Annotated in this window: 17 protein-coding genes and 1 other RNA gene; 12 read left to right on the top strand and 6 right to left on the bottom strand. The window is 59.7% G+C overall.

Annotation, left to right across the window (positions count from 1 at the left end):
- Window positions 1–7: 7 nt before the first annotated feature.
- Window positions 8–319, top strand: an RNA gene (gene ffs / locus OOF89_RS12620) — signal recognition particle sRNA.
- A gap of 36 nt (window positions 320–355) precedes the next feature.
- Here the strand turns inward: ffs and OOF89_RS12615 are convergent.
- From OOF89_RS12615 to OOF89_RS12605, 3 genes are all read right to left on the bottom strand, one after another.
- Window positions 356–1,234, bottom strand: coding sequence for a succinylglutamate desuccinylase/aspartoacylase family protein (locus tag OOF89_RS12615; RefSeq protein WP_266076678.1), 879 nt, complete (start codon window positions 1,232–1,234; stop codon window positions 356–358).
- Window positions 1,235–1,308: 74 nt separating this feature from the next.
- Window positions 1,309–2,187, bottom strand: coding sequence for a mechanosensitive ion channel family protein (locus OOF89_RS12610; protein WP_266076675.1), 879 nt, complete (start codon window positions 2,185–2,187; stop codon window positions 1,309–1,311).
- Entirely contained in the window at window positions 2,187–2,432 is a 246-nt protein-coding gene (locus tag OOF89_RS12605; protein WP_266076672.1) for a YhbY family RNA-binding protein, read from the bottom strand. The genes OOF89_RS12610 and OOF89_RS12605 overlap by 1 nt, the downstream gene beginning before the upstream one ends.
- A 133-nt stretch (window positions 2,433–2,565) precedes the next feature.
- Here OOF89_RS12605 and OOF89_RS12600 point away from each other — a divergent pair, with 133 nt between their 5' ends.
- Complete coding sequence (locus OOF89_RS12600; RefSeq protein ID WP_266076670.1) at window positions 2,566–3,729, top strand: NAD(P)/FAD-dependent oxidoreductase; 1,164 nt, start codon at window positions 2,566–2,568, stop codon at window positions 3,727–3,729.
- A gap of 77 nt (window positions 3,730–3,806) precedes the next feature.
- Here the strand turns inward: OOF89_RS12600 and OOF89_RS12595 are convergent, their stop codons facing one another.
- Entirely contained in the window at window positions 3,807–4,538 is a 732-nt protein-coding gene (locus tag OOF89_RS12595) for a fumarylacetoacetate hydrolase family protein (RefSeq protein WP_266076668.1), read from the bottom strand.
- Window positions 4,539–4,642: 104 nt separating this feature from the next.
- Here OOF89_RS12595 and OOF89_RS12590 point away from each other — a divergent pair, with 104 nt between their 5' ends.
- The 4 genes from OOF89_RS12590 (at window position 4,643) to OOF89_RS12575 (ending at window position 6,514) form a co-directional block, all read left to right on the top strand.
- Complete coding sequence (locus OOF89_RS12590; protein WP_266076667.1) at window positions 4,643–5,380, top strand: metal-dependent hydrolase; 738 nt, start codon at window positions 4,643–4,645, stop codon at window positions 5,378–5,380.
- 209 nt (window positions 5,381–5,589) lie between these two features.
- Window positions 5,590–5,982, top strand: coding sequence for an OsmC family protein (locus tag OOF89_RS12585; protein WP_266076665.1), 393 nt, complete (start codon window positions 5,590–5,592; stop codon window positions 5,980–5,982).
- 85 nt (window positions 5,983–6,067) lie between these two features.
- A complete protein-coding gene (locus OOF89_RS12580; RefSeq protein WP_007978781.1) occupies window positions 6,068–6,244 on the top strand; it encodes an HVO_2753 family zinc finger protein in 177 nt (58 codons plus the stop codon).
- A gap of 3 nt (window positions 6,245–6,247) precedes the next feature.
- Entirely contained in the window at window positions 6,248–6,514 is a 267-nt protein-coding gene (locus OOF89_RS12575) for an elongation factor 1-beta (RefSeq protein WP_266076663.1), read from the top strand.
- 108 nt (window positions 6,515–6,622) lie between these two features.
- Here OOF89_RS12575 and OOF89_RS12570 read toward each other — a convergent pair whose 3' ends face one another.
- On the bottom strand, window positions 6,623–7,789 hold the full coding sequence (locus OOF89_RS12570; protein WP_266076661.1) for a cystathionine gamma-synthase: 1,167 nt from the start codon (window positions 7,787–7,789) through the stop codon (window positions 6,623–6,625).
- A 240-nt stretch (window positions 7,790–8,029) separates the two neighbouring features.
- Between OOF89_RS12570 and OOF89_RS12565 the strand changes: the two genes are divergently transcribed.
- From OOF89_RS12565 to OOF89_RS12555, 3 genes are read left to right on the top strand one after another with little or no spacing between them, the layout of a single operon-like run.
- Entirely contained in the window at window positions 8,030–8,320 is a 291-nt protein-coding gene (locus tag OOF89_RS12565) for a 50S ribosomal protein L21e (protein WP_266076659.1), read from the top strand.
- A 3-nt stretch (window positions 8,321–8,323) separates the two neighbouring features.
- Window positions 8,324–8,680, top strand: coding sequence for an RNA polymerase Rpb4 family protein (locus tag OOF89_RS12560; RefSeq protein ID WP_266076655.1), 357 nt, complete (start codon window positions 8,324–8,326; stop codon window positions 8,678–8,680).
- Between the two features lie 43 nt (window positions 8,681–8,723).
- A complete protein-coding gene (locus OOF89_RS12555) occupies window positions 8,724–9,296 on the top strand; it encodes a DUF655 domain-containing protein (RefSeq protein WP_266076653.1) in 573 nt (190 codons plus the stop codon).
- A 5-nt stretch (window positions 9,297–9,301) separates the two neighbouring features.
- Here the strand turns inward: OOF89_RS12555 and OOF89_RS12550 are convergent, their stop codons facing one another.
- Window positions 9,302–9,499 carry a hypothetical protein gene (locus OOF89_RS12550; protein ID WP_266076651.1) on the bottom strand — a complete coding sequence of 66 codons (198 nt, stop codon included), beginning with the start codon at window positions 9,497–9,499 and terminating at the stop codon, window positions 9,302–9,304.
- On the opposite strand from OOF89_RS12550, the gene OOF89_RS12545 reads away from it, so the two are divergent.
- Genes OOF89_RS12545 through OOF89_RS12535 form a run of 3 tightly spaced genes read left to right on the top strand, consistent with a single transcriptional unit; the run spans window position 9,484 to window position 12,136 of the window.
- Window positions 9,484–10,368, top strand: coding sequence for a 16S ribosomal RNA methyltransferase A (locus OOF89_RS12545; protein WP_266076648.1), 885 nt, complete (start codon window positions 9,484–9,486; stop codon window positions 10,366–10,368). The genes OOF89_RS12550 and OOF89_RS12545 overlap by 16 nt on opposite strands.
- Complete coding sequence (locus OOF89_RS12540) at window positions 10,368–11,564, top strand: mechanosensitive ion channel family protein (protein WP_266076646.1); 1,197 nt, start codon at window positions 10,368–10,370, stop codon at window positions 11,562–11,564. The genes OOF89_RS12545 and OOF89_RS12540 overlap by 1 nt, the downstream gene beginning before the upstream one ends.
- The gene (locus OOF89_RS12535; RefSeq protein ID WP_266076643.1) at window positions 11,561–12,136 is read left to right on the top strand and encodes a HemK2/MTQ2 family protein methyltransferase; all 576 of its coding nucleotides are present in this window, start codon (window positions 11,561–11,563) and stop codon (window positions 12,134–12,136) included. The genes OOF89_RS12540 and OOF89_RS12535 overlap by 4 nt, the downstream gene beginning before the upstream one ends.
- The last annotated feature ends 13 nt before the right edge of the window (window positions 12,137–12,149 follow it).

The raw sequence follows: 12,149 nt of genomic DNA, 5'->3' as shown, positions 1-12,149 counted from the left end.
TAGTTGGAAATGGACTAGGTTGGGCAGTTAGGCCCTGCCCCTTGCCCGCGCTGTGGTCTTGAGCGGGAACCGAACACCGGACGAGTCCGGTCAGACCGGGCCGGGCCCCGGGAGCCAACGCAGAAGCCTCGTCCTGCGGGGCCAGCGGTCTGCGTCGAACACTCGCAGGGGTGTCTCGTCGCAGTTAATCGGTGGCAATCCGTCAGGCACGGAAGTGAGCAGCGGACCATCGGACATCTGTCGCTCGTAGGATCGCGGGGTGGAGGAGGCAACCGGGATTCCCCGGTCCGGAACGCCGGGCAACTTCGGCCGTCCACATTCATATCGTATTCTTCTCGTCGAGCGATAACGCTCGTTATTCGGTTTGCAACGGGCGGATACCCCACGTGTCGAGCATGCTGGCGACGAAGGCTTTCGACCACCGTGCTCGCTTTTCCGGCTTGACGTCGTCCTGTGTGACTTCGAACAGGCACGATGGAATATCGAGGTCGATTCGCGTCTTGTTGATGAGTATCGCCCCGGTCGCGTATTTCGTCTCGTCGATCGGCGTTTGGACGAAATCGTAAATCGGGTTGTAACCAGTAACGTACTCGTCGTTCAGCAGTTCGATCGCGGTATGTATACTCCGAGTGACGGCGTCGTGTCTCGACCGAAAGACGTTCTGTCCGACGCCGTCGTCGCCCCCTCGTCGGAGAATTCCTTTCGAACTGTGGAGGTCGATGAGTACATCGGGGTCGTGGCTCATGATCGAATTCCACATCTCGTTCGCGAGCGCGTTCTTCGGCGGTTCGCCGATCGGAAACTGTCGATTGAGATCCATCTCTCCGGGGCATTCACGACGATGTTCCTCGATTGCGGGACCGTTCGCCTCCGGGAGGACGACGAGCGTTCCGGCGTCGATCTTCCATGTCCGAATGTCACGAGCAGCCCAGTAACCGCTCTCCTCGTTACCGTGCATGCCCCCGATCACGTACGCGGTCGATCCGGGTTTTCCCGACTGAATCTCGTATACCGTCGTTTCCTGTTCCGTTCCGGCGCGTAGCTTCGATCTCGTGACGGTCCGTTTCGCTCGTCCTTCGCTCGTAGGTTTTGTCGTCGTTCCGACCTGTGTCGCCGTCGTCGTCCCTCCCTTCGCGTCCTGCAGGCTGTTTCCAGCACACCCCGCAAGCGCGACCGTTCCACCGACGGAGGCGATGCCGACGGTAGAGAGGAATGCACGCCTACTTTCATCCATAGACGGAAATGGCGGCCCGAACGACTTCAAGACTCTTTCAGAGAAATTGAAATAATAAGCTGACGCGACTACTTTCAGTCGCTGCTCAGTGCTTCCAACTCGGCGGCGTTGGCGACCTCGACACCACCCGTGAGTTGTCGGTGGGGGTACGGCATGTCGATACCTTCCTCGTCGAATCGTTCCTTAACGGCGGTGACGTACTCGCCGCGTGTCTTCACGAAGTCACCGCGTTTCGGGTCCGCAATCCAGAATCGCGATTTGAGACCCACGGCGGAGTCGCCGAGTTCGGTAAGCCGAACGGACGGTTCGGGTGTGTCCAGAATCTCCGGGTGGTTTTCGGCTTCCTCGACGATGATGTCCGTCGCCTGGTGGATGTCGTCGTCGTAGCCGATACCGAAGAGGAACTGAATGCGGAGTTTGTCCTTCGCGACGGGATTCTTGATGACGCCGTCGGTTAAGACGGAGTTTGGCACGGTTAGGAGTTCGTTGTCGAAGGTTCGAACGCGGGTTACGCGAAGGTCGATGTCCTCGACGACGCCGGAGTAACTTCCGCCGTCCCACTCGATCCAGTCGCCGATTTTGAACGGCTTGTCGGTGAAAATGAACACGCCTGCGACGAAGTTGGCGATGATGTCCTGCAACGCGAAACCGATCGCGAGTGTCGCTGCGGCGGCGACGGTTGCAAGTGCGGTGAGGAAATTACCGAGTTTGGCGAATCCAAACGCGAGGGCAACCGCCGTAAACAGGATGATGAAATTGGCGATTTTACCCAGAGGTTTCTTTACACTCTCGTCGTACCCACGACTGTCGAGTACTCGCTTGACGAGTGGTATGACGATAATTCGTCCAAGCAAGTAAAGCACGACGAACGAGACGACGAAGTAAATCGCCTGCGTTACGAGACCCGCTTGCTTACCAAAGATGTTTCCTAATCCCGGTAGGGGTTCGACCATCAGTGATATACCGCCGTATTGCCGCGTGTTTCGATGAGTTCGGCGTTCACCTCATCGGCGAGTTCGTCGGCGAGTTCGTCAGTCGAGGACTCGCCGCGGGCCGCCCGGAGGAACTTCACCTTCACGAGGTCCTCGTTTTTCAGTTGGTCCGCCAGTTCGTCGGTGACGGCACCGAGGCCACTCTTACCGACCCAGACGGTCACGTCGAGGTCGTGCGCTTGTTTCCGCAAGTCCTGCTTATCCATAGTAGCCGGGTATTTGGGGCGACAACCTTTAAACCTTGCAGCCGACAGATTTGGGACTACCGAGGGAGTGATTGTCATGCATCCTGCTGCGGGTTTCAACACCTTTGTATCGCATGACTCCTGAGATTCTGGTATGACTGCGAAGGTTGTCGTTCTCGGTGCTGGCTACGCTGGTGCCGGAGCGATACAGCAACTCGAAGCAGAACTCGATGACGCCGACATTACGTGGGTGTCGGACACAGATTACCACCTCGTGCTGCACGAATCCCACAGGGTGATTCGCGACCCACGGGTGAAGGACAAGATCACGCTCCCGATTCACGAGATCAAATCACCGAGCACCCGGTTCGTCCAGGACACCGTTGCGGGCATCGACACCGACGACCGGACCGTCGAACTCGAAGACGGAAACGACATCGACTACGACTACCTCCTCGTCGCTCTCGGAAGCGAGACCGCCTTCTACGGCATCCCCGGGATGGCGGAGAACGCGCTCACGCTGAAGGGACTCGACGACGCGCTCGAAATCCACGACCAAGTCAAGGAGGCCGCGAAAACCGCCTCGCGTAACGACCCCGCAAGGATCGTTATCGGCGGTGCCGGACTGTCGGGCATCCAGAGTGCGGGTGAAATCGCGGAGTACCGCGACAAACACCGTGCACCCATCGACATCTACCTCGTCGAGGCGATGGACGAAATCATGCCCGGACAGGACCCCGAACTGCAGGGAACGGTCAAAAAACACCTCCTGGAAAAGGACATCAACATCCTCACGGACGATCCGATTACGGAAGCCACGAACGAGGAGATTCAGTTCGACGAGGGCGACCCACTCGAATACGACGTGTTCGTCTGGACCGGCGGTGTCACCGGCCGAAAGGCAATGAGCGACTGCAACCTCGACAACCAGCACAACCGCGTCACCACGGAAGCCGACTTCCAGACCAGCGACGAACGCGTGTTCGCCATCGGCGACTGTGCAATCATCGACCAGGGCGAGAACCCTGCACCACCGACCGCACAGGCCGCGTGGCAGGCCGCCGAAGTCGTCGGCGAGAACATCGCCCGCGAAATCCGTGGACAACCGCTCAAAACGTGGACGTTCGACGACAAAGGAACCGTCATCTCCATCGGCGACGACGCCGTCGCACACGGTGTCAAGGCGGGAGGGATGGACTTCCCGATTAGCACCTTCAGTTCGGTTCCGGCGGAGGTTCTAAAGAAAGTGATTGCCGCACGGTGGATCGCGGACGTAACCTCGTGGAACCGCGCGTTCAAGGCGTGGGACTCGCTGTAATCCTCGGCGAACCGTTTTGGACCTCCTCCCGTTTCCGTTTTACCGGCAGCGACAGCGCTGGAAGGGGGTGCCCTTCCTCACGGAATCCGAACGTCGTGTGAAAGCGTTCCAATTCCCTCGATTTCGACCTCGACATCGTCACCGTCTTCGAGCGGTGCGACTCCCGCAGGGGTTCCAGTAATGATTACATCACCGACTTCGAGCGTGAGGTAGGTCGTGATTTCCGCGATGAGCTCCGGCACGGAGAAGATGAACTGATCGCGGGAGGATTCCTGTCGGAGTTCGCCGTTCACGCGGAGTCGAACTGCGGCGTCGTCGGGAACTTCGTCGGGCGTCGCCATGACCGGCCCGAGGGGGCAGGAGTTGTCGAAGGCCTTCCCGCGGACCCAGTTCTGCTCGCGGTCCTGGTCGTCGCGGTTCGAGATGTCGTCCGCGCATGTGAACCCGGCAACCACGTCCATCGCATCTTCCTCGGCGACGTTTCGGCACTGCTCGCCGATGACGATGCCGAGTTCGGCCTCGTGGTCGATGCGTTCCTTTCCAGCGGGAAGTGTAACGGTGTCGCCGTGCGAGGCGACTGCGTTCGGCGGTTTGAGAAAGAGGAGCGGGCGGTCGGGAACGTCCTTGTTTCGCTCCGCCGCGTGATCGGCGTAGTTCAGGCCGACACAGACGATTTTGGTCGGGTCGGTCGGTGCGAGGAGTTCGACTTCGTCGAAATCGTAGGTTTCGCCGCCGAATCGGACTTCATCGTCCGCCCATTCGCCGGTTCTGACTGAGCCTGCTGGGTCGCGGAATCGGACTCGCTTCATATCCGGTTGTCGTATTCGGGCGTCTAAATCGTTCGGACTCCGGTAACGCCTCACATATCGCCAACATCCTTTAAGACGACTTACGCACTACCTAAACCCGCACCATGGAACTCACTTGGCACGGACACTCGACGTGGCACGTAACGGTCGGCGACACTGACTTCCTCATCGACCCGTTCTTCGACAACCCGAAAACCGACTCCGACCCGGAAGAAATCGACCCGGATTACCTCCTTCTCACGCACGGGCACGCGGACCACATCGGTGATGTGGACCGCTACGAAGGAACGACGTTGGTTGCGACACCCGAACTCGTCGGCTACTGTAACGACGAGTTCGGCGAGTACAACGCCGTTGGCGGGATGGGAATGAACCTCGGTGGAACCGTCGAATGCGGTAACGCCTTCGTTACGATGGTTCGTGCGGACCACACGAACGGCATCGACACGGGATACGGTACCAGTGCCGGAATGCCCGGCGGGTTCGTCATCTCCGATACGAAACCGACACAGGTCAGCGACGAGGAGAGCGAGACGTTCTACCACGCGGGCGACACCTCGTTGATGGTCGAAATGCGCGAGGTCATCGCCCCGTATCTCGAACCCGATGCCGTCGCGGTTCCGATCGGCGATCATTTCACGATGGGACCGGCACAGGCGGCCATCGCCGTGGACTGGTTGGACGCCGACTTCGCGTTCCCGATGCACTACGATACGTTCCCGCCAATCGAGCAGGACCCTGAGGACTTCGCGAAGGAAGTCGATGCGGCCGGTAGCGACACCGACGTTCGAATCTTGGAGGGCGACGAGACGTTCGACCTCTCCGAAGAAATCTCGTACTGAGGGGTCAGCCTCGCCGGGATTCTTTTTCGGTGTCGTGTCCGATATCCGTTCGAGGGATGGTTTCTTCGAGTCAGCAACCACCCTCGACAAACCGAACGGATTCACTCCGAGGACAGGGACGAATCATCGCTCAAAGCGATACCGTCACTCCGTCAAACGAGGCCGGAAGAACAAACCTTAGGAGTGTCGCGCCAGATTTGTAAACTGCAATGCCAGAAGTCACTACCACGTCGGAAGCAGGCTACAGCGCAGAGAACGATGTTCGCGACTTTTCGCTCACCATCGACGCGACGGGTGAGGACGCACCCGACACGCTCGAAACACTGCTCGCGGCCTACGGGTCCTGCTACGTTCCCGCCCTCCGCGTCGGCGGCGAACAGCGCGGTGCTGGCGACCTCGGGAAGATCGAAATCACGGTAAACGGCGGTCTGAACGACGACGACAAACTCGACTCCGTCTCGTTCGACATCAAATGGGAAGCCGAGACCGACGACGAAACGGCCCAGAACGTCATCGACCGCGCGTTCGAACTCTGTAAGGTTCACGACGCAGTCAAAGACAGCCTCCACGCCGACACCACCGTCGAGACGGGCGCGTTCTAACGCGCCGTTCGAACGGTGTGGTCCGGACGACCGGGTTCGGAACGAGAAGGGAAGCGTTAAAAGCCGCGCGGCGGAACGTGGGGGTATGAGTCAGACGCAAAAGCAGGCGCGAAAATGCGTCTCGTGCGGGATTAACATCTCCGGCACGAACGCCGCGTCGTTCAAGTGCCCCGACTGCGGGCAGACCATCTACCGCTGTGCGAAGTGCCGAAAACAGAGCAACCTCTACGAGTGCCCCGACTGTGGGTTCCTCGGACCGTAAACCATGGGAAAAGTAGCCGCCAAAGTCAAGGTAATGCCGCAAAGCCCCGAGATCGATCTCGACGATCTCCAGGAGAAACTCGAAGACTCGCTCCCCGAGGGTGCGAAAATCAACGGCTTCGAGCGTGACGACGTCGCGTTCGGCCTCGTCGCGCTCCTGCCGACCGTCATCGTCCCCGACGATGCCGGTGGCACGGAAGCGGTCGAGGAATCGTTCTCGTCCGTCGAAGGCGTCGAGAGCGTCGACGTGCAGAACGTCGGCCGGATTTAATTCCGGTTATTTTTCGGTTTCGGAATTTCAATCGATGAGTGACCCCTCTATCCTTCGTTCGTCAGGATTTCTCCGCAGAAATAGTCCGGACGGACTCCGCCCGTTCGCTCAGTTCAGCACGGCGTCGAACGCCTGTTGAAGGTCTGCTTTCAAGTCATCAACGTGCTCGATACCGACGCTGGCGCGAATCAGGCCGTCCGATAGCCCCGCGGCCTGTCGCTCTTCCGCCGGAATCGCGGCGTGAGTCATCGTCGCGGGTTGCTCGATGAGCGATTCGACACCGCCGAGGCTTTCGGCGAGGGTGAATATATCCGTCTCGGCCACGACTTCTGCGGCCTCCTCGAGCGAGGCGTCGAGTTCGAAGCTGACCATACCGCCAAAGTCGTCCATCTGCTCCGCCGCGAGTTCGTGGTTCGGGTGTGATTCGAGGCCGGGGAAGTACACCGTCTCGACCGCCTCGTGGTCGTCCAACCAGTGGGCAATGTCGCGAGCGTTGTCGCAGTGGCGGTCCATTCGAACGCCGAGCGTTTTGGTTCCGCGCAGGACGAGAAAACAGTCGTGCGGGCCGGGGGTCGCGCCGACGCTGTTCTGATAGAACCCGAACTGTTCGTCCAGTTCCTCGTCGTCCGTGACGAGTGCACCGCCGACCACGTCGGAGTGGCCGCCGAGGTACTTCGTCAGCGAGTGCGAGACGATGTCCGCGCCGAGCTCGAGCGGGCGCTGGAGGTACGGCGTCGCGAAGGTGTTGTCCACTGCACAGAGGGCGTCGGCGTCTTCCGCGATATCAGCCATCGCTGCGATGTCCACGACGTTAAGCAGTGGGTTCGTCGGGGTTTCGACCCACAACAGTTCCGTGTTGTTCCGGACTGCGTCGGATACTTCGTCCGTGTCGGTCATGTCCACGAAGGAGAATTCGAGGCCGTAGTCCTCGTACACCTGTGTGAAGATGCGGTGGGTGCCGCCGTACACGTCCTCGCTGGCGATGACGTGGTCCCCCGAGGAAAGCAGGTTCAGAACGGTGTTGATAGCGCCCATCCCGCTGGAGAAGGCGCGGCCGAACTCGCCGCTTTCCAGACTGGCGAGGTTATCTTCGAGGTCGGTTCGCGTCGGGTTGCCCGTGCGCGAGTATTCGTAGCCGCGGTGGTCGCCGGGGCCGTCCTGCACGTAGGTCGAATTGGCGTAGATGGGCGTCATCAGCGCACCCGTCTCCTCGTCCGGTTCCTGCCCTGCGTGGATGGACCGCGTTTCGAACTGGAAATCGTCGCTATCGGTCATGCGCGATGGGACGTAGCGGGGGCAGGTTATTCTTCCCCTTCCGCGTCGGGGTATCTCTTTTCTGTACCGCTCCGCGATCTCCTATGCGACACACCTCCCTCGATTCCCCCACTTCCGAACCTGGTTGACTCTGTGATACACTCGCAAAGAACGACCCTCGTCTGAAGGAATTTCACCCCCTCTCCGTCGTCGTGGAACGGACGTTTTATAACGGTCACCGAACAAGAGCGTCATACGACTATGCCGAGTTCGCACGGACCTAACCACAGCACCCGCGAAAAGCTCTCGAACAACCCCCGAGAACGTGGCACCTCGCCACCACAGCGCGCCGTCCAGCAGTACGAGGAAGGACAGAAAGTCCACCTCAAAATCGACCCGAGCGTCCGCGAAGGACGTTTCCACCCACGATTCAACGGCCGGACGGGCGAAGTCGCTGGCAAACAGGGCCAAGCGTACAAGGTCCTCATCGTCGATGGCAACAAAGAGAAGACGCTCATCACCAAGCCAGCACACCTCCGCGCACAGGAGTAACGCATGACGATTTTCAAGGAAAAGCTGAGCGAGGATTATCTCACTACGGCAGAAGCCAAGGAACTGCTCGCGGAAATCGAGCGAGATCGCGCACTGGACGAAAGCCGTGAGATGCCGTACAACCTCTCCCGAGCCATCGAGCACGTAAATCGATTTGCGGCCCTCGACGAAGAGGAGTCCCGCGATCTGGTCGGTGAACTGCTCGAACTCGAAAAGGTGGACGAACCAACGGCGTACAAAATCACGGACCTCCTGCCGAAAGACCGCGACGAACTGCGTGCGATCTACGCTCAGCAACGCTTCGCGCTTTCGGGCGACGAGTTGGACGAAATCCTGAACGTCGTCGCGAAGTACGAGTGACTTCACCGATTCTTTAAGTTACTCGTCGCCGTACTGTCGGGCAATGAGTGAATCCGAGAGTGGCCGCGAAGCAGTGGCTGTGGTGCTCGACTTTCTCCCCCACGGACGGGCGGAAGATGATCGTCCCCAGTACCAGAAGGAACCGGTCGCCTATGCGTTGACCGAATCGGACTTCCATCTCCTCGAACTCACACTCGAAAAGGAAACGAGCGTCGGTATCGGCGACAGCATTCCAGTCGAGCCGCCGGAAGCCCGCGAAAACATCGATGAGCTCCACGAAGTCGGGTACGGCGACCTTACCTCCGCCGCCCAGTCGGAACTCGAACACGCCGTAGTCGATATCGTCGAACGTAACGAAAAGCGGTTCGTGGATTTCTACAACGATGCCCAGCCGATCACCCTCCGACTCCACCAGCTGAACCTGCTTCCGGGCATCGGGAAGAAACTACGTAACAACGTGCTCGAAGCGCGCAAGCGTCAACCCTTCGAGAGCTTCGACGACCTCGAGGAACGTGTCGCAGGACTGCACGACCCGGAAGGCGTGCTGGTCGAACGGATACTCGAGGAGATACGCGAAGACGACCTGAAATATCGGACGTTCGCCCGACGCGAGTGACTCGGTCACCCCGCGTAGTCGCGGCCGTGGCGAACACTCCCCGTATCGTACTGGGGTGAATTGCATCGAGGCATAGCCGAGGCTCCCTTCGTTCCGTCGGTAGCGTCGTTGATGTAGTACGTGCGCTGGTCGGACCCATCCTGACTCGGTGGGTTTACGCCACTCGCTCCGGTAAGCCAGTATAACGATGGGACGTTCGCCACGTGAGGAACACGGAACGAGAGACCCAGACGGTCTGATTCGAAGGGCAGGCGTCCGGGCCGACCCGAACAGCGACCAACATTTCCTCATCGACGACCGAGTCGTTGACCGAATTCCGGAGTACGCCGAGGAGATGGATCTCACGCACGTCCTCGAAATAGGGGGCGGACCGGGTGTTCTGACCGACCGACTACTGGCGACTGCGGACCGCGTAACGGTGGTCGAACGGGACCCGAAGTTCGCTGACTTCCTCCGACGGGAGTTCGCCGAGGACTGCCGGACGGGACGGTTGACCGTCGTAGAGGGGGACGCACTAAGTGTAGACCTTCCCGATTTCACCGCCTGCGTCGCCAACCTTCCGTACGGAATCTCCAGCGAGATCACGTTCCGACTGCTTCCGCTTGGAAAGCCGACGATACTCATGTTCCAACGGGAGTTCGCGGAGCGCATGGCTGGTGAGTCCGGAACCGACGACTACGGGCGACTCTCCGTCACGGCGCAGCACTACGCCGACGTGGAAGTCGTCGAGGTCGTTCCCCGCGAGGCGTTTTCGCCCGCGCCGGAGGTGTCGAGCGCGATCGTGCGCACGACGCCGCGGGATCCCGATTACGAGGTGGACGACGAGGCGTTTTTCCTGGACTTCGTGAAGGCCGTCTTCACCCAGCGTCGGAAGACGATTCGAAACGCGATCCGCAACACGGCGCACATCTCGGGACTGGACGACGCCGACGCGGTCGTGGACGCGCTCGAAGAGCCGGAACCGGACGTGTTGACTGACGACATCCTCAGAAAGCGCGCCGGAAACGTCACCCCCGCACAGTTCGCGGCGATGGCAGGGGTTGCGGATGAGTTCGGTCGAGGTGGTGGTTGATGGCGCAAGAACTCTTCCGGCAGGTAGGCCGGCTATCATGGCTTGATGTACGGGTGCTCATTACCGCCTTCGTCGTGTTCTCCGTACTCGCGGGTCTCCTCATCGCGTGGCGCGTTCGTCCGCACTTGCAGGAGAGGATGCCGGATGCGCTAGCAAACGTAATCGTGGTTGGTTCCCTCGCTATATTTCTCGTTCTCGCAGGTGTGACGATGCTGTTCCTCTGGAAAGTGGTCGATACGACGATCATCTTCACTGCAGATTGGGAGAAATTGTTAAGAAGCTTGATGGATGAATGGGCAGGTGTTAAAGTCACGTTAACGGTCGTAACACTCGCTGTGGCTTACATCGCCGCGGGAATTATCAAACAAGCCATCGAGCGCATGACCGGTCAACGAGATGTGTTCTCCAAACATCAGACGCAAGTGATGATTCGTGTCGCGCAGGTATCGGTGTACGTCGTCGCATTTGCGGCTGTCCTCGGATTTTGGAAAGTCGACCTCACCGGCCTGCTGGTCGGTGCCGGGTTCCTCGGCATCGTGGTCGGAATGGCGGCCCGCCAGACGCTCGGGTCGCTGTTGGCCGGATTTATGCTGATGTTTTCCCGCCCGTTCGAAATCGGCGACTGGGTGGAAATCGAGGAACGGGAAGGAATCGTGACCGACATCTCCATCGTCAACACACGAATACAGACGTTTGACGGCGAGTTCGTGATGATTCCGAACGAAGTGGTCGGTGGAAGCACGATTACCAATCGGAGTCGAAAGGGTCGCCTCCGACTGGAAATCGATGTGGGCGTCGATTACGACGTGGACGTGGAACGGGCGGCGGAACTCGCAGAATCGGCGATGAGTGAGGTGGACGATGCGCTGACGGTTCCGTCCCCGGAAGTCGTGACGAAGGAGTTCGGTGACTCGGCCATCGTCCTCGGCCTGCGATTTTGGATAGACAAGCCCAGTGCCCGTCGGAAATGGCGCGCCCGGACGAAGGTCATGGGTGCGGTCAAGGACGCATTCGAGCAGGAGGGAATCAAGATTCCGTTCCCACAGCGCGAACTCGCCGGCAGGCAGGAAACGGGTGGCTTTCAGGTCGCACGAACACGACAGCGTGAACTCGGTCCGACGGCCGATGGCGGTGAGGACATCGGGTCCCAATCCATCGATGGACGTGGCGAGAGCGATGACGGTGATGAGAAATGACTGATTTGGCGGAACGACGTGATATGGAGACGAAGGTGTACCAACCGGCGGAGGATTCCAATCTGCTCGCCGAAGTCGCGGCGGAAGACGTGCGAGAAGGGGACCTCGTACTGGAAGTCGGAACGGGGTCAGGATACGTCGCAGAGTTCGTCGCCGACGGGACGGGTGCTCGCGTTCTCGGCTCGGACGTAAATCCTCACGCGTGCAAGCGAGCGCGCGAGCGCGGCATCGAACCGGTTCGAGGAAACCTCCTCTCACCGTTTCGAGACGGGGTTTTCGACGCTGTGTTGTTCAATCCACCGTATCTTCCGACCGATCCGGACGAGGAACGCGACGATTGGATGGAGCGAGCGCTGTCGGGCGGTGAATCGGGTCGAGCGGTCATCGACCCGTTTCTCGATTCCGTCGGACGTGTACTCGCGCCCGGCGGTCGGGTGTATCTGCTGGTGAGTAGCCTGTCGGGCGTCGAGGAAGTCGTTGAAAGGGCAAGCGAGAACGGGTTCAGCACCGTCGCACTTCGGGACGAATCGTTCCCGTTCGAGACGCTATCGATCCTGAAGCTCGTCCGCTAATTACTGTTGGACA

Source organism: Haladaptatus caseinilyticus (genome assembly GCF_026248685.1).
In the GTDB taxonomy this organism is placed as follows: domain Archaea; phylum Halobacteriota; class Halobacteria; order Halobacteriales; family Haladaptataceae; genus Haladaptatus; species Haladaptatus caseinilyticus.
Note: the sequence above shows the minus strand (reverse complement) of the source record. Positions and strands in the feature narration are given on the sequence as shown.

Coding starts and splice junctions, on each gene's coding strand:
- OOF89_RS12615 (WP_266076678.1), bottom strand. CDS start 1,234: ATGGATGAAAGTAGGCGTGCATTCCTCTCTACCGTCGGCATCGCCTCC.
- OOF89_RS12610 (WP_266076675.1), bottom strand. CDS start 2,187: ATGGTCGAACCCCTACCGGGATTAGGAAACATCTTTGGTAAGCAAGCG.
- OOF89_RS12605 (WP_266076672.1), bottom strand. CDS start 2,432: ATGGATAAGCAGGACTTGCGGAAACAAGCGCACGACCTCGACGTGACC.
- OOF89_RS12600 (WP_266076670.1), top strand. CDS start 2,566: ATGACTGCGAAGGTTGTCGTTCTCGGTGCTGGCTACGCTGGTGCCGGA.
- OOF89_RS12595 (WP_266076668.1), bottom strand. CDS start 4,538: ATGAAGCGAGTCCGATTCCGCGACCCAGCAGGCTCAGTCAGAACCGGC.
- OOF89_RS12590 (WP_266076667.1), top strand. CDS start 4,643: ATGGAACTCACTTGGCACGGACACTCGACGTGGCACGTAACGGTCGGC.
- OOF89_RS12585 (WP_266076665.1), top strand. CDS start 5,590: ATGCCAGAAGTCACTACCACGTCGGAAGCAGGCTACAGCGCAGAGAAC.
- OOF89_RS12580 (WP_007978781.1), top strand. CDS start 6,068: ATGAGTCAGACGCAAAAGCAGGCGCGAAAATGCGTCTCGTGCGGGATT.
- OOF89_RS12575 (WP_266076663.1), top strand. CDS start 6,248: ATGGGAAAAGTAGCCGCCAAAGTCAAGGTAATGCCGCAAAGCCCCGAG.
- OOF89_RS12570 (WP_266076661.1), bottom strand. CDS start 7,789: ATGACCGATAGCGACGATTTCCAGTTCGAAACGCGGTCCATCCACGCA.
- OOF89_RS12565 (WP_266076659.1), top strand. CDS start 8,030: ATGCCGAGTTCGCACGGACCTAACCACAGCACCCGCGAAAAGCTCTCG.
- OOF89_RS12560 (WP_266076655.1), top strand. CDS start 8,324: ATGACGATTTTCAAGGAAAAGCTGAGCGAGGATTATCTCACTACGGCA.
- OOF89_RS12555 (WP_266076653.1), top strand. CDS start 8,724: ATGAGTGAATCCGAGAGTGGCCGCGAAGCAGTGGCTGTGGTGCTCGAC.
- OOF89_RS12545 (WP_266076648.1), top strand. CDS start 9,484: ATGGGACGTTCGCCACGTGAGGAACACGGAACGAGAGACCCAGACGGT.
- OOF89_RS12540 (WP_266076646.1), top strand. CDS start 10,368: ATGGCGCAAGAACTCTTCCGGCAGGTAGGCCGGCTATCATGGCTTGAT.
- OOF89_RS12535 (WP_266076643.1), top strand. CDS start 11,561: ATGACTGATTTGGCGGAACGACGTGATATGGAGACGAAGGTGTACCAA.